General features: G+C 40.3%; 21 protein-coding genes. 7 read left to right on the top strand and 14 right to left on the bottom strand.

Annotated features, from left to right (window positions below):
• The 8 genes from CXF76_RS03930 to lrp form a co-directional block, all read right to left on the bottom strand.
• Window positions 1-169 (bottom strand): transposase (locus tag CXF76_RS03930; RefSeq protein WP_157823327.1); only part of this gene is annotated, 169 nt, incomplete at its 3' end.
• Between the two features lie 61 nt (window positions 170-230).
• Complete coding sequence (locus tag CXF76_RS03925) at window positions 231-944, bottom strand: hypothetical protein (protein ID WP_101163089.1); 714 nt, start codon at window positions 942-944, stop codon at window positions 231-233.
• 252 nt (window positions 945-1,196) lie between these two features.
• Window positions 1,197-2,501, bottom strand: coding sequence for a serine--tRNA ligase (gene serS / locus CXF76_RS03920; protein WP_101163088.1), 1,305 nt, complete (start codon window positions 2,499-2,501; stop codon window positions 1,197-1,199).
• A gap of 9 nt (window positions 2,502-2,510) precedes the next feature.
• On the bottom strand, window positions 2,511-2,891 hold the full coding sequence (crcB, locus tag CXF76_RS03915) for a fluoride efflux transporter CrcB (RefSeq protein ID WP_021032117.1): 381 nt from the start codon (window positions 2,889-2,891) through the stop codon (window positions 2,511-2,513).
• Window positions 2,884-4,227: a replication-associated recombination protein A gene (locus tag CXF76_RS03910; RefSeq protein ID WP_101163087.1), complete on the bottom strand. Its 1,344-nt coding sequence runs from the start codon at window positions 4,225-4,227 to the stop codon at window positions 2,884-2,886. Before CXF76_RS03910 ends, crcB begins: the two co-directional genes overlap by 8 nt.
• Window positions 4,220-4,852 (bottom strand): outer membrane lipoprotein chaperone LolA, encoded by a 633-nt coding sequence (gene lolA, locus CXF76_RS03905; RefSeq protein WP_101163086.1) that lies wholly within the window; start codon window positions 4,850-4,852, stop codon window positions 4,220-4,222. The genes CXF76_RS03910 and lolA overlap by 8 nt, the downstream gene beginning before the upstream one ends.
• Complete coding sequence (locus tag CXF76_RS03900; protein ID WP_010552622.1) at window positions 4,852-7,347, bottom strand: DNA translocase FtsK; 2,496 nt, start codon at window positions 7,345-7,347, stop codon at window positions 4,852-4,854. The genes lolA and CXF76_RS03900 overlap by 1 nt, the downstream gene beginning before the upstream one ends.
• Before the next feature lie 173 nt (window positions 7,348-7,520).
• Window positions 7,521-8,000: a leucine-responsive transcriptional regulator Lrp gene (gene lrp, locus CXF76_RS03895; RefSeq protein WP_007582985.1), complete on the bottom strand. Its 480-nt coding sequence runs from the start codon at window positions 7,998-8,000 to the stop codon at window positions 7,521-7,523.
• A 142-nt stretch (window positions 8,001-8,142) separates the two neighbouring features.
• On the opposite strand from lrp, the gene ald reads away from it, so the two are divergent.
• Window positions 8,143-9,264 (top strand): alanine dehydrogenase, encoded by a 1,122-nt coding sequence (ald, locus tag CXF76_RS03890; RefSeq protein WP_101163085.1) that lies wholly within the window; start codon window positions 8,143-8,145, stop codon window positions 9,262-9,264.
• 131 nt (window positions 9,265-9,395) lie between these two features.
• Here ald and pssA read toward each other — a convergent pair whose 3' ends face one another.
• Window positions 9,396-10,721: a CDP-diacylglycerol--serine O-phosphatidyltransferase gene (pssA, locus tag CXF76_RS03885; RefSeq protein ID WP_101163084.1), complete on the bottom strand. Its 1,326-nt coding sequence runs from the start codon at window positions 10,719-10,721 to the stop codon at window positions 9,396-9,398.
• A gap of 287 nt (window positions 10,722-11,008) precedes the next feature.
• Here pssA and trxB point away from each other — a divergent pair, with 287 nt between their 5' ends.
• The 4 genes from trxB (at window position 11,009) to infA (ending at window position 13,778) form a co-directional block, all read left to right on the top strand.
• Window positions 11,009-11,959: a thioredoxin-disulfide reductase gene (gene trxB / locus CXF76_RS03880; protein WP_008168643.1), complete on the top strand. Its 951-nt coding sequence runs from the start codon at window positions 11,009-11,011 to the stop codon at window positions 11,957-11,959.
• A gap of 96 nt (window positions 11,960-12,055) precedes the next feature.
• Window positions 12,056-12,772: a leucyl/phenylalanyl-tRNA--protein transferase gene (gene aat / locus CXF76_RS03875; RefSeq protein ID WP_010552619.1), complete on the top strand. Its 717-nt coding sequence runs from the start codon at window positions 12,056-12,058 to the stop codon at window positions 12,770-12,772.
• Window positions 12,765-13,469, top strand: a complete 705-nt coding sequence (locus tag CXF76_RS03870; protein WP_010552618.1) for an arginyltransferase — start codon at window positions 12,765-12,767, stop codon at window positions 13,467-13,469. Before aat ends, CXF76_RS03870 begins: the two co-directional genes overlap by 8 nt.
• A gap of 90 nt (window positions 13,470-13,559) precedes the next feature.
• Entirely contained in the window at window positions 13,560-13,778 is a 219-nt protein-coding gene (infA, locus tag CXF76_RS03865; protein WP_002962494.1) for a translation initiation factor IF-1, read from the top strand.
• A gap of 213 nt (window positions 13,779-13,991) precedes the next feature.
• On the opposite strand, the gene clpA is transcribed toward infA, so the two are convergent.
• A complete protein-coding gene (gene clpA / locus CXF76_RS03860) occupies window positions 13,992-16,253 on the bottom strand; it encodes an ATP-dependent Clp protease ATP-binding subunit ClpA (RefSeq protein ID WP_101163083.1) in 2,262 nt (753 codons plus the stop codon).
• Between the two features lie 68 nt (window positions 16,254-16,321).
• Window positions 16,322-16,630 (bottom strand): ATP-dependent Clp protease adapter ClpS, encoded by a 309-nt coding sequence (gene clpS / locus CXF76_RS03855; RefSeq protein WP_101163090.1) that lies wholly within the window; start codon window positions 16,628-16,630, stop codon window positions 16,322-16,324.
• A gap of 209 nt (window positions 16,631-16,839) precedes the next feature.
• On the opposite strand from clpS, the gene cspD reads away from it, so the two are divergent.
• Together cspD and CXF76_RS03845 are read left to right on the top strand one after the other, a co-directional pair.
• Complete coding sequence (gene cspD / locus CXF76_RS03850) at window positions 16,840-17,058, top strand: cold shock domain-containing protein CspD (protein ID WP_002962500.1); 219 nt, start codon at window positions 16,840-16,842, stop codon at window positions 17,056-17,058.
• 528 nt (window positions 17,059-17,586) lie between these two features.
• Entirely contained in the window at window positions 17,587-19,809 is a 2,223-nt protein-coding gene (locus tag CXF76_RS03845; RefSeq protein ID WP_007585113.1) for an NADP-dependent isocitrate dehydrogenase, read from the top strand.
• Between the two features lie 293 nt (window positions 19,810-20,102).
• Here the strand turns inward: CXF76_RS03845 and CXF76_RS03840 are convergent, their stop codons facing one another.
• The 3 genes from CXF76_RS03840 to CXF76_RS03830 form a co-directional block, all read right to left on the bottom strand.
• Entirely contained in the window at window positions 20,103-21,344 is a 1,242-nt protein-coding gene (locus CXF76_RS03840) for an amidohydrolase family protein (RefSeq protein WP_101163082.1), read from the bottom strand.
• A 12-nt stretch (window positions 21,345-21,356) separates the two neighbouring features.
• Window positions 21,357-22,739 (bottom strand): amidohydrolase, encoded by a 1,383-nt coding sequence (locus CXF76_RS03835; RefSeq protein ID WP_101163081.1) that lies wholly within the window; start codon window positions 22,737-22,739, stop codon window positions 21,357-21,359.
• 100 nt (window positions 22,740-22,839) lie between these two features.
• Entirely contained in the window at window positions 22,840-23,625 is a 786-nt protein-coding gene (locus CXF76_RS03830) for a hypothetical protein (RefSeq protein WP_024590332.1), read from the bottom strand.
• Between the last annotated feature and the right edge of the window lie 33 nt (window positions 23,626-23,658).

Raw genomic sequence — 23,658 nt, 5'->3', positions numbered from 1 at the left:
TCTGGCCATTCCGCTCTTGCTTTAATTGAGTAACCCACTTACTGACGGTTGATTTACCCACCCCCATCGCTTTGGCTGCTTCTTCTTGAGTATAACTTTGGTCAACTACAAGCTGAGCTGTTTCTAATTTTATTGCTGCAGAATACGTTGCGCGTTTTAATTTCGTCATTTTTTCACCCAAATTTGTATGCTTATTAGCATAACATTTCTTTCTTAATGGGTGGCCAAAATCACTGTACCACTACAAACTTTTGTAAAAGATGCTCAATGTACGGCGAATTTAGAACTGAAACATATGATATTTCTCTTTCTTTTATATCTAGATATTGCTCTGTTACCTTATCTGTATTCTTCTTACTTATTCCACTTTTTAGCTTCAAAGCAATAGGGTACGGAATTGAAATAGGATCTGTAAGATCAATAATATACGGCTCTAATACTTCGTCTAAATCAATCTGTTCTATAAAGTATATTGAATTTTCGGTATTTTTAATTAACGTAGTACATAAATTTTTTTTCTCATCAGATACAAATTTAAGAGAATAGTCACATTTTTTATAAGCGTACATATCAAGTAATTTATTAATCTCTAAAGTGCACTTTTGATTTGAGTTATCTTGTATAATTTTGAGTATGTTTTTAACTGGATAAGTATCTAAAATATCGACAGAAATTTGGAATTTATTGAGTTCAACCCCTAATTTATTTCTCAATTTCTCTTCTAGCCTTCTAAAAATCAATTCTTCACCTTGATTTTTTAGCCATTCCGATGCTTTATAAATAGGTAAACAAAGAATATTTCTAGCCTTACCATTTGCAATATCACATCTTGCTGTAATTACAATGGCACTTGTGGAAGGGTGATCTGAACTAACTTTTAAACCTTCAAAAATACTTCCTTGTGTAAACTCTTCAACACTTGGGTGTGTAATAAGCTCTCTCATTCCCTTCCTTAATTATTTGTACTTGAATTAGTATTATTGTTTTAATGCGATATTTAAGTAAGCTAAAGTATAATAACTTTTTAAACCTGAAAAATGTATCTAAAACCTTTGCATTCAACAAGTTTTGTAACTAGCTTTTTATATGTAGTGTAATAATTTTTATAGTAAACAAAAAAGCCGCTGTTCATTGCAAACAGCGGCTTTCGTCTTAAGATTTACAAGCTTAAAGCTTGCTTAACTTAAACTTGATTTTTATTGTTTACCAATCACTTCAAGTCCACCCATGTATGGGCGTAATACTTCTGGTACTACTACTGTGCCATCGGCTTGTTGGTAGTTTTCTAGTATGGCTACTAGTGTACGGCCAACGGCTAAGCCTGAACCATTTAGTGTATGTAGTAACTCTGGCTTTTTAACACCTTCACGACGAAAACGTGCTTGCATTCTACGCGCCTGAAAGTCAGCCATGTTTGAACATGATGAAATTTCGCGGTATGTATCTTGCGCAGGTAACCATACTTCTAAATCGTATGTTTTAGCTGAACCAAAGCCCATGTCGCCCATACATAAAATTACTTTACGGTACGGAAGTTCTAATGCTTGTAGTATTTGCTCTGCGTGACCGGTTAACTCTTCAAGCGTTGCCATTGAGTCTTCTGGTTTTACAAGTTGTACAAGTTCAACTTTATCAAACTGATGCTGACGAATTAAGCCACGTGTATCGCGACCATAGCTGCCTGCTTCACTTCTAAAACACGGAGTGTGGGCAACTAAGCGAATTGGTAAATCGCTTTCGTCGTAAATTTCGTCGCGTGCGCTGTTTGTAAGCGGTACTTCAGCTGTAGGAATTAAGCTAAAGCCGGCTTGTTGTTCGCCGTCGTCATTTACAAGGCCTAATGTGTGGAATAAATCGCCTGCAAATTTAGGTAATTGGCTGGTGCCATAAAGGCTTGCGCTATTTACTAGGTACGGTACATACATTTCTGTGTAGCCGTTTTTATCAGCGTGTGTATCTAGCATAAATTGCGTTAGTGCACGGTGCATACGCGCAACTTGGCCGCGCATTACGGTAAAGCGTGCGCCACTAATTTTAACGCCCATTTCAAAGTCTAAGCCGTTTAGGTCTTGCCCTACATCTACGTGGTCTTTAACTTCAAAATCGAATTTTTTAGGTGTGCCCCACGTTAAAATTTCAACGTTGTCGTCTTCGTCTTTACCTTCTGGTACTGACTCGTCTGGCAAGTTTGGAATTGCTAACGCAATGTCGTTAATCGCGGCTAATACTTCATCTTGCTCTGTTTTAGCGGCGTCTAGTTCACTGCCTAAGTTAGCCACTGCATCAAGTAATGGCTGTGCGTCTTCGCCTTTAGCTTTGGCTTGACCAATTGCTTTTGCGCTTGCATTACGTTGACTTTGAAGTTCTTGCGTTTTTACTTGTAATGTTTTGCGTTTTTCTTCAAGTACCGTTACCGTCGCGACATCGAGTTCGTAACCGCGAGCTGCTAAACGTGCTGCAGTTTGTTCGATGTCTTGACGTAAAAATTTAGAATCTAACATGTTAGTTTTTTAACCTTTTTGCATTACTAGCTGAAGGCCCAGCCAAGCCATAAAAATACACACCATCACGTTTAAGATGATATTGAGGGCCATTTTAATAAAGTGACCTTGTTGTAATAACAACAACGAGTCCATTGAGAATGTTGAAAAGGTGGTTAATGCACCTAAAAAGCCAATACCGATAAGGGTTTTAGCGGGGCTTGCGGTGATAATTTCTTTATCTATCAAACCGTACAAAATGCCCATTAACAATGAACCCAGAATATTAACCGTCAACGTGCCAAAAGGGAATCCCCTACCGAGGAGTTTTAGCATGCTTTCGCTAATAAAAAACCGTAAACACGCACCTGAGGCTCCGCCAAGGGCGATCATCATATAAAGTTTAATCATTTTCGTATCGTTTAAGTGGGCTTTGCGCATCGCGCTCTTTTAGGTAATCGAGTTTTTGTTTGATTTTTTGTTCAAGTCCGCGCTCGCTCGGTAAGTAATATTCTTTACCGTCCATTTCTGGTGGTAAATATTTTTCACCTGCGGCAAATGCGCCTTCTTCATTATGCGCATAACGGTACTCAGCGCCATACCCTAAGTCTTTCATTAAATTAGTTGGGGCATTACGTAAATGCTCTGGCACTGGGTAACTTGGCTCGTTTTGAGCGTCTGCTTTGGCTTGATTAAACGCCATATACACCGCATTACTTTTGGGTGCACTGGCTAAATACAATGTGGCTTGTGCAATTGCACGTTCGCCTTCGCCGGGCCCTACTCGCTGAAATATATCCCACGCATTTAAGGCCACTTCCATCGCTCGCGGATCGGCGTTACCTATATCCTCTGTTGCAATGGCAAGTAAACGCCTTGCTACATACAAAGGGTCGCCGCCACCAGCTAAAATTCGGCAATACCAATACAGCGCACCATCGGGGGAGCTACCACGTACTGATTTGTGAAAGGCTGATATTAAATCGTAAAACTCATCGCCGCCTTTATCGTATTTGGCTAAATGAGTAGGTAACACTTGGCTAAGTACGTGCTCGTCTACGTTGTATTGACCGTTTTGCTCGGTTGTTAAATCAACCGCTTGTTCAAGTAAATTAAGTACTTTACGCGCATCGCCGCTACTTGCTTGGCACAGTGCCTTTTTAGCGTTGTCGGCAATAGTGATATGCTTTTGGCTTAGCTGCTCGTCTTGTTTAAGTGCACGTTCTATTACGGTATATAAGTCGGCATCGGCAAGCGATTTTAAAACATACACGCGTGCACGCGACAATATAGCGTTATTAAGGGCAAACGATGGGTTTTCGGTGGTTGCACCTACAAATATAAAGGTGCCGTCTTCTATGTGCGGTAAAAACGCATCTTGCTGAGACTTATTAAAACGATGAACCTCGTCAACAAACATAAGGGTGCGTTGGCCACGGCTTTCTAAGTTATCGCGCGCTTGCGTTACGCTGTCACGTATATCTTTTACGCCTGCGGTTACCGCCGACATTTGAATAAGTGAGGCATCAGCATGGTTGGCAATTATTTGCGCAAGTGTTGTTTTACCTACACCCGGCGGGCCCCATAAAATTAAACTATGGCATCGCCCCGCGACAATGGCTTGATGCAGTGGTTTATCAGCACTTAATAAGTGTTGCTGACCAATGTACTCATCAAGTGTTGTAGGGCGCATACGCGCAGCAAGTGGCCGTACATCGGGCCCAAAGTTAAAACCTAAATTACTCACCGTTACTCTGATCGTCTATTTCAACACCTTCAGGAGGCGTAAATTCAAAAGTGCTTTTATCAAGCGGCGTATTAACTTTGGCATTGTTAAACGTAAATGACGATAGCTGCCCTGAGTTGTCGGTAACGACTAGTTTAGCAAGGCCTTGCTCGTTACCCGCACCTGAAAACGCTATGTCAAGTTGTTCTACTTGGCTTTCTACGCCTTTATTTGGCGTTACACTAAAGCCTGTATTTGTTGCAAGTACGCTGTATTTTTCCCACTGTGCTGGGTCTTTTGATGTAAGTAGCACAAATGGTGTTGAGTCGATTAGACTGCTGGTTTTCATAATTGTTACTTGCTCAGCAAAGCTGTCGAAGTAATAGGTTTTATCACCGTTTGATACAAATAATGTATCGTCTGGGTTTGTTTGCTGCCAGCGAATCATCATAGGCTGTTGAAGCGCTATTGTGCCCTCGCCTTGCATAACCGCTTGGCCTTCTTTGTCTGTTACTTTTTGTGCAAACTGCGCTTTAAAGCTTTTTAAAGTGGCAAGTCTGTCTTGTAATGCTTGGCTGTCATCAGCAAAGCTTGGTGCGGCAAGTACGCTGCCTAACACTAATAATAAGGCGTTAAATTTTTTCATTAATTTGCTCCATTAGGTACTAATACATCGCGAGCGCCGTTATGACCTGGTGAACTCACGATACCCGATGTTTCCATTTGTTCGACTAAACGTGCTGCGCGGTTATAGCCAACACGCAGTTTACGTTGTACTGACGATACCGATACCTTGCCGGTTTCAATTACAAACGACACGGCTTCGTCGTATAACGGATCGTTCTCTTCGTCTGCATTTTCGCTTGCTTCACCTGGCAATAAAATATCTTCACTGGCATCACCATTGAGTATTTCATCAACGTAATTTGGCTTAGCACGCGCTTTCCAATCGTTTACTACGGCGTGTACTTCATGGTCGTCTACAAACGCGCCATGTACACGCTCTGGTACACTAGTGCCTGGTGGTAAATAAAGCATATCGCCCATACCCAGTAAGTTTTCTGCGCCTTGCTGGTCAAGTATGGTACGCGAGTCTATTTTGCTAGACACCTGAAACGCCATACGCGTTGGTATATTTGCTTTAATTAAACCTGTTATTACATCTACCGAAGGGCGCTGCGTTGCCAGTATTAAATGAATACCTGCCGCACGTGCTTTTTGGGCTATGCGGGCAATCAGCTCTTCTACTTTTTTACCAACAATCATCATCATGTCGGCAAATTCGTCTATTACTACAACAATACTTGGTAACTTACCAAGTTCTTCCGGGCCTTCTTTCATGCCATCGGTGTCTTTAAATAATGGATCAAGAATTGGGTAACCCGCTTCATTGGCTTCAAGCACTTTTTGGTTGTAACCTTTTAAGTTACGCACACCCAATGCTGACATTAATTTATAACGACGTTCCATCTCGCCCACACACCAACGCAGTGCGTTAGCGGCTTCTTTCATGTCGGTGACTACTTCACACAATAAATGCGGAATGCCTTCGTATACTGATAGCTCAAGCATTTTAGGGTCAATCATAATCATACGTACATCGTCAGGCCCCGATTTGTAAAGCAAGCTTACTATCATGACATTAACGCCCACTGATTTACCTGAACCAGTTGTACCGGCCACCAGTAAATGTGGCATTTTACCTAAATCAGCACAGACAGGCTGACCGGCGATGTCTTTACCTAGCACCATGGTAAGTGGCGATGGATTTTGCTCGAATTTAGGTGCGTTTATTACTTCTGACAAACGTACTATTTCGCGGTGTTTATTAGGAAGCTCAATACCAACATATGTTTTACCCGGTATAACTTCTACAACACGCACACTAATTGCCGAAAGCGAACGGGCTAAATCTTTTGCTAAACCTGTAATTTTTGACACTTTAATACCTGGCGCTAAATCTAGCTCAAAGCGTGTAACAACAGGGCCTGGGTATACCGCTACAACTTTAGCTTGTACGTTAAAGTCCAGTAGTTTTGTCTCTACTAGGCGCGATACTGTATCGAGCTCTTCTTGCGAAATTGGGTTTTTAGCTTTGTCCGGTCTGTCGAGTAAATCGAGCGACGGTAATGGCCCCGGTGGTGGTTCTTGCGTTAATAATTGCTCAAACTTTTCTTTAGCCGTTGGCGGTGGTTGATATTGCGCTTTTGATTTAGGCATTGGTCTGGCTGGTGATACCACTGTTGTAACTGGTTTTTCTGGCTCTACAACTGGGCTTTGGTCAAGCGCGTTTAATGCAGCGGCCGTGTCCATTGGTTCGTCGTCTATGGCGCTAAAGCCAATTTCTTGATCGAGTATGTCGTCAAGCTCGTCAAACGGCATAAACTCGTCACTAATTTGAGGCTCATTAAACGGCGTTTGCGGTTTATTAATTGCTTTTTGTTTATCTGCTTTTTTAGCTGATGTAGGCAGCTCTATTTGCTCTTTTATATCGTCTTCAAAATGGGCGTCTACTTCATCGTGATTATTTGCTTTGCCCGCAGCGTGTTCTCGGTGCATCCAACCTTTTGCGTACGATACAATAAAGCGGTAAAACCTAACCATTAAATCGCCAAGGTAATCTACAAAATCAACCCACGATACACCCGTTAATAAGGTAAGCCCGGCAAAAAAGAAACACAGCAATAATATAGATGTACCGGTAAAGTTAAACGCAGGCATCATGGCTGATGCAATAACATCGCCCACTACCCCACCAGAGGAAAAATTATAAATATCGTCAAAATTGATACTGCTAATAGCGGTAGCTGAGGTAATAAATAAAGCAAAACCAATAACACGCAGCGCTAAGGTGGTGTAATCAAGCTGTAAAATGCGGTGAGGTTGTTTAAATAGCAAGTAGCCAAATAGCTGAATGGCCGCTGGCACTAAGTAAGCCAACCAACCAAAGGTGAGTAATAAAATGTCGGCTATCCATGCACCGGCTGCTCCTGTGATGTTGCTTACTTCGCTAAAACTAGTTTGCGACCATGCAGCATCTGCTGGATCAAAGCTGATCAAGGCACATAAAATAAATATTGCCGTAAAGGTGCTGATAATCAGCCCTGTTTCTAATAGTCTTTGCACACCGTTTAGGCGCATAGTTCCCTATTCCTCTTTATTATTCTATTTTTATTCACACTTACTTAGCAGTGAAATACCTTAGCAGGAAATGCAATTTGTTGCACTTTATCTTAACCTTGATGGCCTGATTATGAACAAGTTTTTATAATTTGAGCTTATATAAGCAAATGACGCAGCTAATATAAATAACCTTAAGTAATATAAGGACGAATAATTACGCCTTCTTCACCTTTTACTTCTTCCATTACTACATAAGTTCGGCTTTCACTAACGTTAGGCAATTTTAATAATATGTCACCTAATACACCACGGTATTCTGACATATCATTTACGCGCGTTTTAAGTAAAAAATCAAAATTACCCGATACTAAATGACATTCAATAATTTCTTCGTGCTTTTTAACGGCCGCACTAAACTCATCAAATACGTCGGGAGATGTTTTAGTAATTGTTACTTCTACATACACCGATAAACCTTGCCCAAGCTTAGCTGGATCGACCACTGCTTTATAGCCAAGTATGTAGCCTTCTCGTTCTAGCTTTTTTACTCGCTCCAAGCAGGGCGTGGCGCTTAGGCCAACTCGTCTGGCCAGTTCTACGTTCGACAAACGTCCATCATGCTGTAATTCCATTAAAATTTTACGGTCAATTCTATCTAATAACTGATGCATAGTGCCAACTAGTTTTTTATGCTGTTTATTTTTGTTATATAGATGATAACACTAGATTTGACTTTAAAAAAGGTGAGACACACGGGCTTATGATGAATATAATAGTGAAAAATGTTAATCCGTTCTTAATAAGGCAAATGATATGATTATTGGTGTTCCTAAAGAAATTAAAAACCATGAATACCGTGTAGGTATGGTTCCTGCGAGTGTTCGTGAATTAGTAAACCACGGTCATGAAGTGATTGTAGAAACTGATGCAGGCATGGGTATTGGTTTTACTAACGAAGATTACACGCTAGCGGGTGCTGAAATTTTAGCAACTGCTGCTGACGTTTTCGCTAAAGCAGACATGATTGTAAAAGTAAAAGAGCCACAAGCTGTTGAACGTGCAATGTTACGTGAAGACCAAATTCTTTTCACTTACTTACACCTTGCACCTGATCTTCCACAAACTGAAGACCTTGTAAAAAGCAAAGCTATTTGTATTGCATACGAAACTGTAACTGACTCTCGCGGTGGTTTACCGCTTCTTGCTCCTATGAGCGAAGTTGCTGGTCGTATGTCTATTCAAGCTGGTGCACAAGCGCTAGAAAAATCTAACCACGGTCGTGGCATGCTACTAGGTGGCGTACCAGGCGTTGAAGCTGCTAAAGTTGTTATCATTGGCGGCGGCATGGTTGGTCGAAGTGCAGCGCAAATGGCTGTTGGCCTTGGTGCTGAAGTTGTCGTTCTTGACCGTAACATCGACGTATTACGTGCACTAGACGCGCAATTTGGTAATAAAGTTAAAGCTATTTACTCAACTGCTGATGCACTAGAAAAACACGTACTAGAAGCTGATTTAGTAATTGGTGGCGTACTAATCCCAGGTGCAGCTGCACCTAAACTAGTAACTGCTGAGCACATTAAAGCAATGAAACCTGGTTCTGCAATTGTTGACGTTGCAATCGACCAAGGTGGCTGTATTGCTACTTCTAAAGCAACAACGCATGCTGATCCTACTTTCATCGTTGATGAAGTTGTTCACTACTGTGTTGCTAACATGCCAGGTGCTGTTCCACGCACATCTACGTTTGCACTTAACAATGCAACATTGCCTTTCATCATTAACCTTGCAAACAAAGGTTATAAAAAGGCGTTACTAGATGACGCTCACTTCTTAAAAGGCTTAAACGTAATTAAAGGCCAAGTAACTTACAAAGAAGTAGCTGAAGCGTTCAACATGGAATATGTTGACCCACGCACAGCGGTAGAAAACGCATAATTTAGCGTTTTGTGGTTAGGTTGGTATTAAGTATGTAGCTACCTAACTACAATCATAAAAAAAGCAGCTAATTAGCTGCTTTTTTTGTATTTAAATTTCAGATTTATATAAGCTTATTTAGATAAACTTATTTAGATAAAACGCTTAATTATAAAATCTACTTTTACGCGCTTAGCTTGGCCAAGTAGTTTTTTAACTGGCTGCGGGTAATCATCCATCGTTTCTAAATCATCTGGGCCTGTTAAACGTCGGCAGTGCTGTAAAATTTCCTGCTTTTCGTTATCAATAGCATCCATAATTGTTTGCTCTGGATCTTCTATTAAAATACCGTTTTCGATATCAAGACCCCATGCACGCGGATTTAAGTTATGCCCGCTCAGTAAATGTTTTGTTCTATCTGAACAAATACCTTTTAAATGAAACGAATTGCTTTCATCTTTCCACAGATACACATTTAAATTACCGTTATCGATATGGCGCTTTTGCGTTTTTACAAATTTATGCAAAATAGTTTCGTATAAATAAGGTAATGCCCCTATTTTACTAAACGGCTCGCTTGGCGGTAAATAAAAGTCATTTGCTGTTTTATCGCCTACAACAATAGTCACTTGCTTGCCTTGCTTTAATAATCGGCGCAGTGATCGCATAAGCGGTGCCGGAAAATTAAAGTATGGCGTATACAACACAAGTTCTTGCTCTGTTGTATCAAATAACGCTTTTATTAAACGATTTAACTCGTTATTGCGACGCCCAAGCCCTAAAAATAAGCGAATACCTAATGCTTGCGTATTTAGCTGCTCTGCTGCGTTATAACTTGCGACTTTTAAATCGCGCATTAACTGCTTTTGATCAAGCTTAAAGTCGTGCAAACGCTTAAGCGGTCGCGTGTCTATACGTGGCACAGCGACTGATGAAAGTAGCTTTGTTTCAATAAAATCAACCACTGAGTCACACAGTTCGCTCTGCGTTATCAAAAAGTAGCGATCGAGTCTGTAGCGTTCGTTATGCTGCAAGTACACGTTATTTAAGCTTGCGCCGCTGTAAAGTAAGGTGTCGTCAATTACAAAACCTTTTAAATGCAATACGCCAAATAATTCTTTAGCTTTTACAGGTACGCCATAAACTTGTACGTTCGATTTAAACTTTTCTAAATCGTCACAGTATAAACTTGCGTTACCGTCTGATTTATCAGCGCCAATTAATCCACGTTGCGCACGATGAAAATCCACCAGCACTTTTACCTCAAGTGCGGGGTTTGCCAATGACACACGATGCAGCGCTTCTAAAATTTCGCGACCTGCTTCGTCATCTTGTAAATACAACGCAGTAATATAAATTCGTTTTTTTGCGTTCGCTATCAAGCGTAGCAATTGCGTTCGGTAATCTTGCGCATTGGTTAAGACGTTAACGTCTTTTGAAGTCAACCCGAATGCGGGTTTTTCCTGCCAAAATAACATAGTTGCCTATTTGCTTAGGTCACATAATCTATCAGTGACAAATAAAATTAGGTAAAACATAACAAAAAAAATCAAAGGGGTCATGAAATAACGCTGTTTTGTTGCCTGTTAGTCTATTTATTGAGCTACTTAGGCATTTTAACTGTAAAAGCACAGAGCTCTAGTACACAATACTGCACAGCTTTTCGATTTGATAAAAAAAATAATCGCGGATTTTGTTTACATCTGCCTTGTTTTTCTTAGAATCGAGCGCATTAAAGACCGTATTAAACGTTTAGGAAAAAATAATGACTGAAGCAAAACATTGTAAGCTACTAATTTTAGGCTCTGGCCCAGCTGGTTATACTGCCGCAGTATATGCAGCACGTGCAAATTTAAACCCTGTTTTAATTACAGGCATTCAACAAGGTGGCCAATTAACAACCACAACTGAAGTTGAAAACTGGCCTGGTGATGCACACGGTTTAACAGGTCCTGCGTTAATGGATCGTATGAAAGAGCACGCTGAGCGCTTTGAAACTGAAATAATATTCGATCACATCAATAAAGTAGATGTATCTAAGCGCCCTTTCACACTAACTGGCGACCAAGGTACTTACACATGTGATGCATTAATCATTGCAACGGGTGCTTCTGCTAAATACTTAGGCCTAGAGTCTGAAACTAACTTCCAAGGCCGTGGTGTTTCGGCATGTGCTACGTGTGACGGCTTTTTCTATAAAGGTCAAAAAGTAGCGGTTGTTGGTGGTGGTAATACAGCGGTTGAAGAAGCGCTTTACTTATCTAACATTGCTGACGAAGTACATGTTATTCATCGTCGTGACAGTTTCCGCAGTGAAAAAATACTTGCTGACCGCCTTGCTGAAAAAGCAGCAAACGGTAACGTTGTAATGCATTACAACCGTACGCTTGATGAAGTATTAGGCGACCAAATGGGCGTAACTGGCGTTCGTATTAAAGATGCACACTCTGATGCAACTGAAGAGCTAGATTTAGCAGGCGTATTTATTGCTATTGGCCACAAGCCAAATACTGATATGTTTGTTGGTCAACTAGAAATGAAAGATGGCTACTTAGTTGTAGAGTCTGGTCTTCACGGTAACGCGACTCAAACAAGCGTAGAAGGCGTTTTTGCTGCAGGTGATGTGTCAGACCACATTTACCGTCAAGCAATCACATCTGCGGGTACAGGCTGTATGGCTGCCCTTGATGCTGAACGTTTCTTAGATAATTTATAAGCAATTAAATAAATTATTATAGGGCTGATTATTCAGCCCTTTTTTTATGCCTAAAATATAGTTACACTTTAAGATCAATTATAAAATAAGTACTGTATGAGAAATCAGCTATACCAATTAAGCGAAAACGATATAGCATTCCCCAATCCGGAATACGCATTAGAATCCCCTGATGGCTTGTTAGCAATTGGCGGAGATTTGAGTTTACCTCGCCTAAGTAATGCCTACAAAAGCGGAGTATTTCCTTGGTTTAGTGAAGATGAGCCTATTATGTGGTGGTCGCCCAGCGAGCGAGGCATTTTTGAGCTTAATGATTTTCATATAAGTAAGAGCCTGCGTAAGCATTTAAAAAAGCACCCTGTAAGAGTAACCATTAATAATGCCTTTGAAGAGGTGATAGAAGCCTGTCGCGATCAACGCCTTGATACCGATGGCACCTGGATCACCTCTGACATGCTCGACGCATACGTTAATGCACACAATGCTGGCATTGCACATAGTTTAGAGGTATGGAGTAACGGAGAGCTTGCAGGTGGCTTATACGGCATAATGCAAAATGGTGTATTTTGTGGTGAGTCGATGTTTCATCATCAAACCAATTGCTCTAAGCTTGCTATGTGGGCACTGGTAAATTGGCTTAAACGCCATAATGCACATTTTATTGATTGCCAGTTAGAAAACCCTTATTTAATGACCCTGGGTGCACAAGTAATCCCCCGTTCCACATTTTTGACTAAACTAAAAGCTGCACATAACTATACTGTTAACCCTATTATGTGGGAGCCACAAGAACTTGACGCAATCTATGAATGAGCAACTTCCTGCACGTGTTGGTTTAACCCAAGAGTTTGACTGTAGTTATTTACCCAACAGACAAGAGCAACTTTTAGTTATTCTTGATCCCAGTTGCTACAGCACCGACAAATTTGAGTCATTATTAGGCTTAGGGTTTCGTCGCAGTGGTAACCAAATATACCGTCCGCACTGCCCAATATGCAGCGCATGTAGTTCTGTACGCGTATTAGCACAAGACTTTATGCCCTCAAAATCGCAAAAACGTAAACTAAACAAAGCAAAAACACAGTTTGAGGTAAAATATTCAACGCAAGAGCGACCTGAGTACTATCCACTTTATAGCAAGTACATAACGATGCGTCATCAGGATGGAAGTATGTATCCTCCTGAAAAAGAACAGTTTCAAAGTTTTTTGCTTTGTAGTTGGCTCAAGATCACATTTATTGAACTATGGCACCAAGATACTTTAGTCGCAGTTGCCGTAACTGATTGTATGAATAGCGCTATTTCTGCAATTTATACCTTTTTTGATCCCGACTTTGAACATTATAGCTTAGGCTCTGTGATGATATTAGAGCAGCTAAAGTTTGCTAAAGAGCAAAATAAGCAATACGTGTACTTGGGCTATCAAATTGATGAATGCGACAAAATGAAGTACAAAACTCAGTTTTTACCTGCTCAAAAACAGCTCAATGATGAGTGGGTGGCTATTTAATTTGCAAATATAGCCCCTGCGCCTTTACTTATTGGAGTATTTTGGGCAAAATCTGCAGCGTTTAACTATTAAAGAGGTGTTACGCTAAACATGGCGAAAGAAGACGTAATCGAAATGCAAGGGACAGTCCTTGATACTTTACCAAATACAATGTTCCGAGTTGAGCTAGAAAATGGTCACGTAGTTGTGGCTCATATTTCAGGCAAAATGCGCAAAAACTATATCCGTATTTTAACCGGCGATAAAGTAACGGTAGAAATGACTCCTTACGATTTATCAAAGGGTCGTATCGTATTCCGTGCTCGCTAAGTAAGTGCGTAAACGAGATTTAGTTTTTGGCTAGTGTTTTACTAGCTTTAAGCGTTTATTAAATGTAATTGATAGACATTGACTAGCAATTACATTTAATAAACAAAAAGCCCAGTTTTTGCTGGGTTTTTTGTTGCCTATAAAAAGGGCAAAAAAATGGCCCGCTATTATGTAGCGGGCCATTTTATTTAACTAGATTATTTAATTAACGTTTTACGCTGGTGTTAAATTACTCTCGTAATCAAAGCGAATCTTCTTGTCTTTAACTGATACTTTAACCGTACCGCCATCAACAAGTTCACCAAACAGTATTTCGTTAGCTAATTGCTTTTTAAGCTCTTCTTGAATAACACGTGCCATTGGACGTGCGCCCATCGCTTTGTCGTAACCTTTGTCAGCAAGCCATTCACGCGCTTTAGACGTCAGTTCAAGGTTAACCGATTTTTTATCAAGCTGTGCTTGAAGCTCTACAATAAACTTATCAACAACAAGTAAAATAACGTCACGTTCAAGGTGATTAAACCAAATGATGTTATCTAAACGGTTTCTAAATTCGGGTGAAAATACTTTATTAATTGCACCCATTGCATCGTGCGTATGATCTTGCTCTGTAAAACCAATCGACTTACGCGTAGTTTCTTGAACGCCCGCATTGGTAGTCATTACAACCACTACATTTCTAAAGTCAGCTTTACGGCCGTTATTATCGGTTAGCGTACCGTGATCCATAACCTGTAGCAAAATGTTGTAAATGTCTGGATGCGCTTTTTCAATCTCATCTAAAAGTACAACAGCATGTGGGTTTTTAATAACCGCTTCTGTTAATAAACCACCTTGCTCAAAACCAACATACCCTGGTGGAGCACCAATTAATCGACTTATTGCATGGCGTTCTACATATTCCGACATATCAAAACGAATAAACTCAACACCCATACATTTAGCAAGTTGCTTAGTTACTTCTGTTTTACCCACACCGGTAGGCCCTGCAAACAAGAACGAACCTACTGGCTTTTCTTCGCTCGATAAACCAGAGCGAGATAAACGAATAGCTGATGTAAGTGCGTCAATAGATTGATCTTGCCCAAACACGAGCATTTTAAGGTTACGGTCTAAGTTTTTAAGCGTTTCTTTATCTGTCGACGAGACGCTTTGCGCTGGGATACGTGCCATTTTAGATATAATTAATTCTATATCTGCTACGCCAATGGTTTTTTTACGTTTAGAGCTAGGTTGCAGGCGCTGACTTGCACCGGCTTCATCAATTACATCAATGGCTTTATCTGGCAAGTGGCGCTCATTAATGTATTTAGCACTGAGTTCTGCAGCTGCTTTTAATGCTTTTTGAGTGTAACGAATGCCATGATGCTCTTCGTAACGCTCTTTTAAGCCGTTTAATATTTTAGTGGTATCGGCAACACTTGGCTCAAGTACATCAATTTTTTGAAAGCGACGTACTAATGCACGGTCTTTCTCAAAAATATTTTTATACTCGTTGTAAGTTGTTGAACCCATACAACGTAGCTTACCACTTGAAAGGAGTGGTTTAAGCAAGTTTGATGCGTCCATAACACCACCAGACGCCGCGCCGGCACCGATTATGGTATGTATTTCATCAATAAATAAAATAGAGCCTGGCTCAGCTTGCAGCTCTTTTAGTAAGCTTTTAAAGCGCTTTTCAAAGTCGCCACGGTATTTAGTACCCGCAAGCAATGCACCCATATCTAGCGAGTACACAACAGCATCTGCAATTACTTCTGGTACTTGCTTATTAACAATGCGATACGCTAAGCCTTCAGCAATTGCTGTTTTACCAACGCCCGCTTCACCAACAAGTAATGGGTTATTCTTTTTACGACGACACAATACTTGTACCGTGCGCTCTACTTCGCTGTCGCGTCCGATCAGTGGATCAATGTTACCTTCACGAGCTTGAACGTTTAAGTTAGTTGTAAAGCTGTCTAGCTTGCTTGCTTCTTCATTTTGAACTTCTTGCACTTCATCATGAATATCGTCGCTGTCGTTGCCTAATTCATCATCTGCTTTAGAAATACCATGCGAAATAAAGTTAACGATGTCTAAACGCGATACATCATGCTTTTTAAGTAAATATACAGCTTGGCTTTCTTGCTCAGAAAAAATAGCAACTAGCACATTCACGCCAGTGACTTCATTTTTACCTGACGATTGCACATGGAACACAGCGCGTTGTAATACACGTTGAAAGCCAAGTGTTGGCTGAGTTTCACGCTCTTCTTCTAAATCTGGAATGACGGGTGTTGTTTCGTCAATAAATTCTAATAATTCGGTTTTTAAACCAGAAATATTAACACCACACGCGTTTAGGGCTTCTCCTGCAGAAGGATTATCTAACAGCGCAAGTAAAAGGTGCTCTACGGTCATAAACTCATGACGGCGAGTGCGCGCTTCACGAAACGCGGCATTTAATGTGAGTTCTAAGTCTTTGTTTAGCATTGGCAACCCCTTACTGAGATAATAATTTATACCACAACAATCGGATGTTTGATCACCCTAATTGGTATTTATTCCTGCTCACAACTACAAAGCAGTGGATGCTCGTTATCCCGTGAGTAACGGTTAACTTGTTCAGCTTTGGTATGAGCTACATCAGCGCTGTAAACACCACATATACCCTTACCTTTTTCATGAACCTGAAGCATCACGTCGGTTGCTCTATCGCTATCCATATTAAAAAACGTCGTTAAAACTTCTATTACAAAGTCCATCGGCGTGTAGTCGTCGTTATTTAAAACAACTTTATATTTTCGCGGCGGCTGTAGCTTTTGCTTTTCGCTGTCGCGAACTGTATCGATAACACCTGAATCTTTCATACCACTCATAATTAAATATAGTCTTGTCTTTGTAACTCAAGCAAACTTGAATAAAAAATAAATAAAATGTTAAAAAAATAACTCAAAACACTTGACTGGTTGGCTAAATAAACTACAGTCAAACGTAGATTGATTAAACCTTAGTCAGTCTAGCAAATAATACAATTTAGAATAACTAAATTAGTCAACTTATTGAAGGATGTAGAAGTATGGCTTGCGGTAAAGTTAAATGGTTCAACAACGCTAAAGGTTTTGGTTTCATCGTAGAAGACGGCTGCGAGAATGATATTTTCGCTCATTACTCAACAATTGTAATGGACGGTTATAAAACGCTTAAAGCTGGTCAAGATGTAACATTCGAATTAGAACAAGGACCTAAAGGTCTACACGCTAAAAATATTGCCCCAGATGGTGACATTATTGAGTGACTATTGTTTTGTTCGACTAAAGCGAGTGACCTTTTAAGATCCTCGCTTAATTCCTTAAGCATACTAACTTATCTCTTCTCCCCTATTTATTGCCTCTTTTCATTCAAATTCAACCCTTTTCCTTGAATTTATTTTATATACCCCAATGTTCTAAGAGTTGATTGTTTAACTGCTTATTGGGCATGCTCAACCTCTAGCCCTTTTTATTTAAGCTTGTTACACTCTTGGTGCTAAAAATTGCGTATTAACGCAGCAACTAATCCAACTTGTCGCCTCTTTTATTATATGTACTAGGCTAAAGGCTGATTTATTTTTGTTAATTTTTTAGCTATAAATACAATTCCAGTTCGTCAGGTGTGACTATTCTGCTTTTATAAAAGAGCAACGCTGAGTACCAACACCTAACAAACTATTCATTACGAGCGTATGTATTCATTAACTTGTTTAATAATATGTACTCACTCATTAGTAATGATTTTCTTTGCATTGTTGAATAAGACCTTTTCGGTCTACTATCTAGGAATGATGATGACATCAAAAATTATCTATACAAAAACGGACGAAGCTCCGGCACTAGCAACTTACTCGTTGCTACCGATCATCCAAGCATATACAAATGCGGCCGGTGTTGAAGTTGAAACTCGCGATATCTCATTAGCAGGTCGTGTAATTGCTAGCTTCCCTGATTATTTAACACAAGAACAACGCATTGGTGATGCACTTGCTGAACTTGGCGAGCTTGCTAAAACACCAGAAGCAAACATCATCAAATTACCAAACATCAGTGCATCTGTACCACAGCTTCGCGCTGTAATTAAAGAGCTTCAAGCAAAAGGTTACGCTCTTCCAGAATACCCTGTTGAACCTAAAAATGATGAAGAAAAAGCAATTCAAGCTGCTTACGACAAAATCAAAGGCAGTGCAGTAAACCCAGTACTACGTGAAGGTAACTCTGATCGTCGCGCACCAGGTTCTGTAAAAGAATATGCACGTAACAACCCGCATTCAATGGGTGCGTGGAGCAAAGATTCAGAGTCTTATGTTGCAAGCATGAGCGAAGGCGACTTCTTTGGTTCAGAAAAGTCAGTAACTGTTGATACAGCCACTGATGTACGTATTGAACATGTTGCAACTAACGGCGACGTTTCTGTACTTAAACAAAGCACGCCTCTTTTAGCTGGCGAAGTTATTGATGCATCAAGCATCAGCGCTTCTAAGCTTCAAGCTTTCTTAGCTGCTGAAATTGACGCTGCTAAAGAAAAAGGTGTTTTATTCTCGCTTCACATGAAAGCGACAATGATGAAAGTATCTGATCCAATTATCTTTGGTCACGCTGTAAAAGTATTCTACAAAGATGTATTTGCTAAACACGGTGAGCTTTTTGAAGAGCTAGGTGTTGATGTAAATAATGGTTTAGGCGATGTATATTCTAAAATTCAAACATTAGACGATGCTAAGCGCGAAGAAATTGAAGCGGACATTCAAGCTGTTTACGCTAGCCGCCCTGCTATTGCTATGGTTGATTCTGACCGTGGTATTACAAACCTACACGTACCAAGTGACGTGATCATCGATGCTTCTATGCCTGCTGCAATCCGTTCAAGCGGTCAAATGTGGAATAACGATGGTAAATTACAAGACACTAGCTTTGTAATTCCAGATCGTTGTTACTCGGGTATTTACCAAGCAACTATTGATTTTTGTAAAGTAAATGGCGCGTTTGATCCAACAACTATGGGTAGCGTACCTAACGTTGGCCTTATGGCTCAAAAAGCTGAAGAATACGGTTCACACGATAAAACGTTTGAGGCTAAAGCAGATGGTTCTATCCGTGTTGTTGATGCAAATGGTAATACATTACTTGAGCACAGTGTTGAGCAAGGCGATATTTGGCGCATGTGTCAGGTTAAAGACGCACCAATCCAAGATTGGGTTAAGCTTGCAGTAAATCGTGCACGCGCAACAGGCGTTCCAGCTATTTTCTGGTTAGACGAAAACCGTGCACATGATGCAGAGCTAATCAAAAAAGTAAATAAATACCTACCAGATCACGATACAGCTGGCCTAGATATTCAAATTTTAGCACCGCTTGAAGCAACATTGTTCTCACTAGCGCGAATTAAAGAAGGTAAAGACACTATTTCTGTAACAGGTAACGTTTTACGTGATTACCTTACAGATTTATTCCCAATTTTAGAGCTAGGTACGAGTGCTAAAATGCTTTCAATTGTTCCACTTATGAACGGTGGTGGATTATTTGAAACTGGCGCGGGTGGTTCTGCACCTAAGCATGTTCAACAATTCGAAAAAGAAAACCACCTACGTTGGGATTCTTTAGGTGAATTTTTAGCACTTGCTGCATCGCTTGAGCACCTAAGCGTAACTACGGGTAACAACAAGGCACAAGTACTTGCTGATACACTTGATAAAGCGACAGGCACTTTCTTAGCAGAAAACAAGTCTCCTTCACGTAAAGTGAAAGAAATTGATAACCGTGGTTCTCATTTCTTCCTATCTTTATTCTGGGCACAAGAACTTGCTAAGCAAAATGATGACAGTGAACTTAAAGCACAGTTTACTCAAATTGCTAGCGACCTTGAGTCTAATAAAGAACAAATCGTAAGTGAACTTAACGATGCGCAAGGCCCTGCAGTTGATTTAGGCGGTTACTTCCAGCCTAACGATGATGCAGCCTTTAAAGCGATGCGTCCAAGCACTACATTTAACGATATTCTTGCTAAATTAGTATAAATATTGGTTTAAATTTAAAAGCCGCTTACTTGTAAAAGTAAGCGGCTTTTTTTATGTCTAATACCAATCTGCTTAATTAAGTGATCTATTTTTAGGATGGAAAAACGTGTTGATAGCTAGGCAAAAAATTCGCTATTTAGTTGTTCTAAATGAGAATTTTTTAACACAGGTAGCGACACGTTTAGCCCCGCAAAATGATTAAGTATTATTGCGGATTGGTATAAACTTTAAAACAGGCCGCTATTTATAAAATAGCGGCCTTTAAAATAATTAAGATTTATTTGGTAATTTAATTATTTAGTATATGCACGTGGCATTTTTGAATCAGTCGTATAACGGTCACGCAGTTTATCTTGACGAGATTGTGTAGAAACCTCAACCCCATTAATAAACATTTTGTTCACGTGGCTGCTTAGTTCAAACGGGTCATTACTCCACATTACTACATCAGCAGCTTTACCTACTTCAAGGCTACCTGCATTAATACCAAATACATCAGCAACGTTTGATGTAACCGCTTTTAACGCACCTTCTTGGCTCATACCATACGATACTGCATTACCAGCATCAAAACGCAGCTGATAAATGTTGTGACTTGCATCACCACCTACCGTTAATAATACTTTAACGCCTGCTTTTTCTAGCACACCTGCATTATCTAAACTCGCATGAAGCGAATCAAAACTTGCTGGTAAGCTGTCCATTGCACTAATAATCACTGGGATATTTGCTTTAGCAACGCGCTCTTTAACTACAACAGCGTCTTGTGCGCCGTTAAGTACTAAGTTAATACCAAATTGCTCTTTTACTTTAATAAGCTCAATAATATCTGCCGCACGTGATACGCCAACCACTAATGGCATTTCGCCACTGAGTACTCTTGCCATTACTTTGTCTTCAGTACTTGGCTTGTCGTCATCTTTTTTAGCTTTTTTACCGGCTTTCGTTTTGTGCTCATCAAGTTTATTAATCAGTGTTTGCAAAGTAAAAGCACGAGAGCCTTTACTGCGCTCACCTAAGTAAACAATTAAAGCCGCTTGTTTTTGCATGTCGCTGTCAAAACTACCACTTAAATCAACAACACTCGCAAGGCCTGAAAAAATGCTATCGCCGCCATGAGGGGTAATGACATCGCGTGTTACACCGCCTTTACGAGCGTAAGGGATTAAGCTTGAGTGTGCGTTGTAAGCAAGACTTACGTCAAAATCAATACCGGCTTTTTCCTCGCCTGCATCGCGAGAGCCCGCAACTGCACTTACTTCAACTAAACCAAGTTGATTAATACTTGCAATAAAGCCAGGGGTTACAATTTGGCCCTTTGCATCAATAATTTGATCTACTTTAATTTCAGTTGGGTTAATCGCTGTGATTTTACCATCTGTCATTACAATGCTTGCCGCTTCTAATACACCTTGATCAGATGACGTATGCAATGTTGCATTAATAATTGCTAGCGATTGTGCGCTTACAGCACCAGATGCTAATAATCCTGCAGCAACCAGAGAAAGCGAAAACGAACGTGATAAATTTTTCATTCTGGGTGCTCCTTATTGTTGACCTAACATAAAATCACTTGTAGCTTGATACGCGCTGTCGTTTCTATCGTAAACTTTTGCACCATCAACAAACACTTGTTCAGCTTTAGCATAAACACTAAATGGGCTTTGATTCCAAATAACAACATCGCCCTGCTTACCCGCTTCTAGTGAACCTGTTTTGTCATCAATACCTAACGACTTAGCAGCGTTAGCCGTGATCCATTTAATAGCGTGTTGCTCAGAAATATCAAAACCGTTTTCGTTAGCACGGTACATAACCTTGCCAGCTTCTTGGTTTAAGCGCTGAATAGTGGTATCTGAATCTGAGTGGACAACTGCACATGAATTTTTAACAGCATCAACAATAGCTACGTTTTCTTGAACCATGTCGTAGGCTTCCATTTTAAAACCCCACCAGTCTGGCCAAAGTGCAGCACACGAGCCATTCTCAGCAAGTAGGTCAGCAATTTTATATGCTTCTACACCGTGATGGAATGTACCCGCGTCGTAATTAAATTCTTTTGACAGGTCAATCATCATTGCCATTTCTTCAGCTTTATAACAATGATTATGAATACGTACTTCGCCTTCAAGCACACCACGAAGCGTATCGTGTTTAATATCACGTACTGGTGCTTCTGGGTTTAAACCTGCTTCATAATCGGCATCGTACTTATCCCATGCACGTTTGTACTCAGCGGCTTCAGCCCACGCCATACGGTAACCAGCCATATTACCCATACGGGTTGAAGGCAATACACCTTGACGACCATAAACACGTTTAGGGTTTTCACCACACGCCATTTTTAAACCATACGGCGCCTCTGGAAATTTCATACCTTGCATAGTGTGTGCAGGAACGTTTTTAAGCGTAACGCCGCGTCCACCAAATAAGTTAGCTGAGCCTGGTAAAATTTGTAGAGAAGTAATACCGCCTTCGCGTGCACGATTAAAGCCTGGATCTTGTGGCCAAACAGAATGCTCAACCCACACTTCTGCAGTGTTAGGACTTGTCATTTCGTTACCATCTTGATGCGACTCAACCGAAGGGCTTGGGTATGCACCTAAATGTGAATGCACGTCAATAATACCCGGTGTTACCCATTTGCCTTGTGCATCAATTGTAATATCAGCAGTAGCAGTTAAGTCTTTACCAACTTGTTGTACTTTGCCGTCAACAAGTAATACATCAGCATCATCTAAACGCTCACCAGTACCTGTAAGTACTGTTGCATTTGTAATAAGTGTGCTTGATGTAGAAACGGGCTGATAAGTGCTTGGGTAAGGATTTTTGTTGATTGTTATTTTATCGTCTTGCGGGCCGTTTTCTTGGCAACCTACAAGTGCAGCAGCTAAGCCAACTGCTAATAAAGAAGGTGCAAATTTTTGCATGTTGTTTGGATCTCCTGTTTTTTTGCTACTTTAGCGAAAGCTAAGTGATAAAGCCAAAAAAACAGGTGAAAACGCAGTTAATTAAGATGAATATCTGTAATTATTTCTTTATATAATTGTTATACAACTTTTCAAGCGCACCTTCGGTTGTAAGCGATGGATCTTTACTAATAAAGTGCTTAACCGTACGCGTTACAAAATCAGAGTTTTGCTTATGTAGCTTTGAAAAATCTTTAATAATTGTATTACCGTCTTTAGCTGCAGTTACTTTGTCATGACGGTGACGATACTGGCTCAATGCTTTATTAAAATCACCTTGGTAGTCTTCAACCAAAATTTTATAAAAGTCACTTTTTTGTACGTTTAAATCATTAATGCAATAGTTTAGCGCCTCTTTGAAGTCGGTAAATATCATGCCTTCTACATCAAACTCTTTTGTTTTTTCACGTACTGCTACTTTGGCATCTTCAGTGGCATAGCTAAAACCAGTAAACGCTAAGCGCTCAGCGGCTTCTTTTCCTAATTTCATACCCGCTTGAATACTATGGGCAAACTCATCGCTCATGTCGCCAAGTTCGTTTTCTTCCCACATGTTATAAACACGCAGTGGTTTTGCATATTTAGTGGCAAGCTTTTTTTTCATTTTAGTAAAGCGCTCATCAATCGTCATCAGCCTTTCGTTATGTAAAAGTGCATGGCACTCATAACAAGCGGCAATAGATATAAAATCAGCTTCTTCACCTAAATCAACAATGCTTTGTAGCATATGCAGCGGCGGACAATGGTCGCGCTCTGTCGCTTCACAGCCACAATAAAAACACTGGTTAAAATGCTGCTGATCGCAAGCGTATGCTTGCTGATAATAACTGGCTAACGTTTTGCTCACCGTTGCTCCTAAAAAACACGACTAAATTATGGG

Origin of the sequence: Pseudoalteromonas sp. 78C3 (genome assembly GCF_002836695.1) — a bacterium.
GTDB classification, from domain to species: domain Bacteria; phylum Pseudomonadota; class Gammaproteobacteria; order Enterobacterales; family Alteromonadaceae; genus Pseudoalteromonas; species Pseudoalteromonas arctica.
The sequence above is the reverse complement of the archived record's forward strand: the minus strand, read 5'-3'. Positions and strand labels throughout refer to the sequence as shown.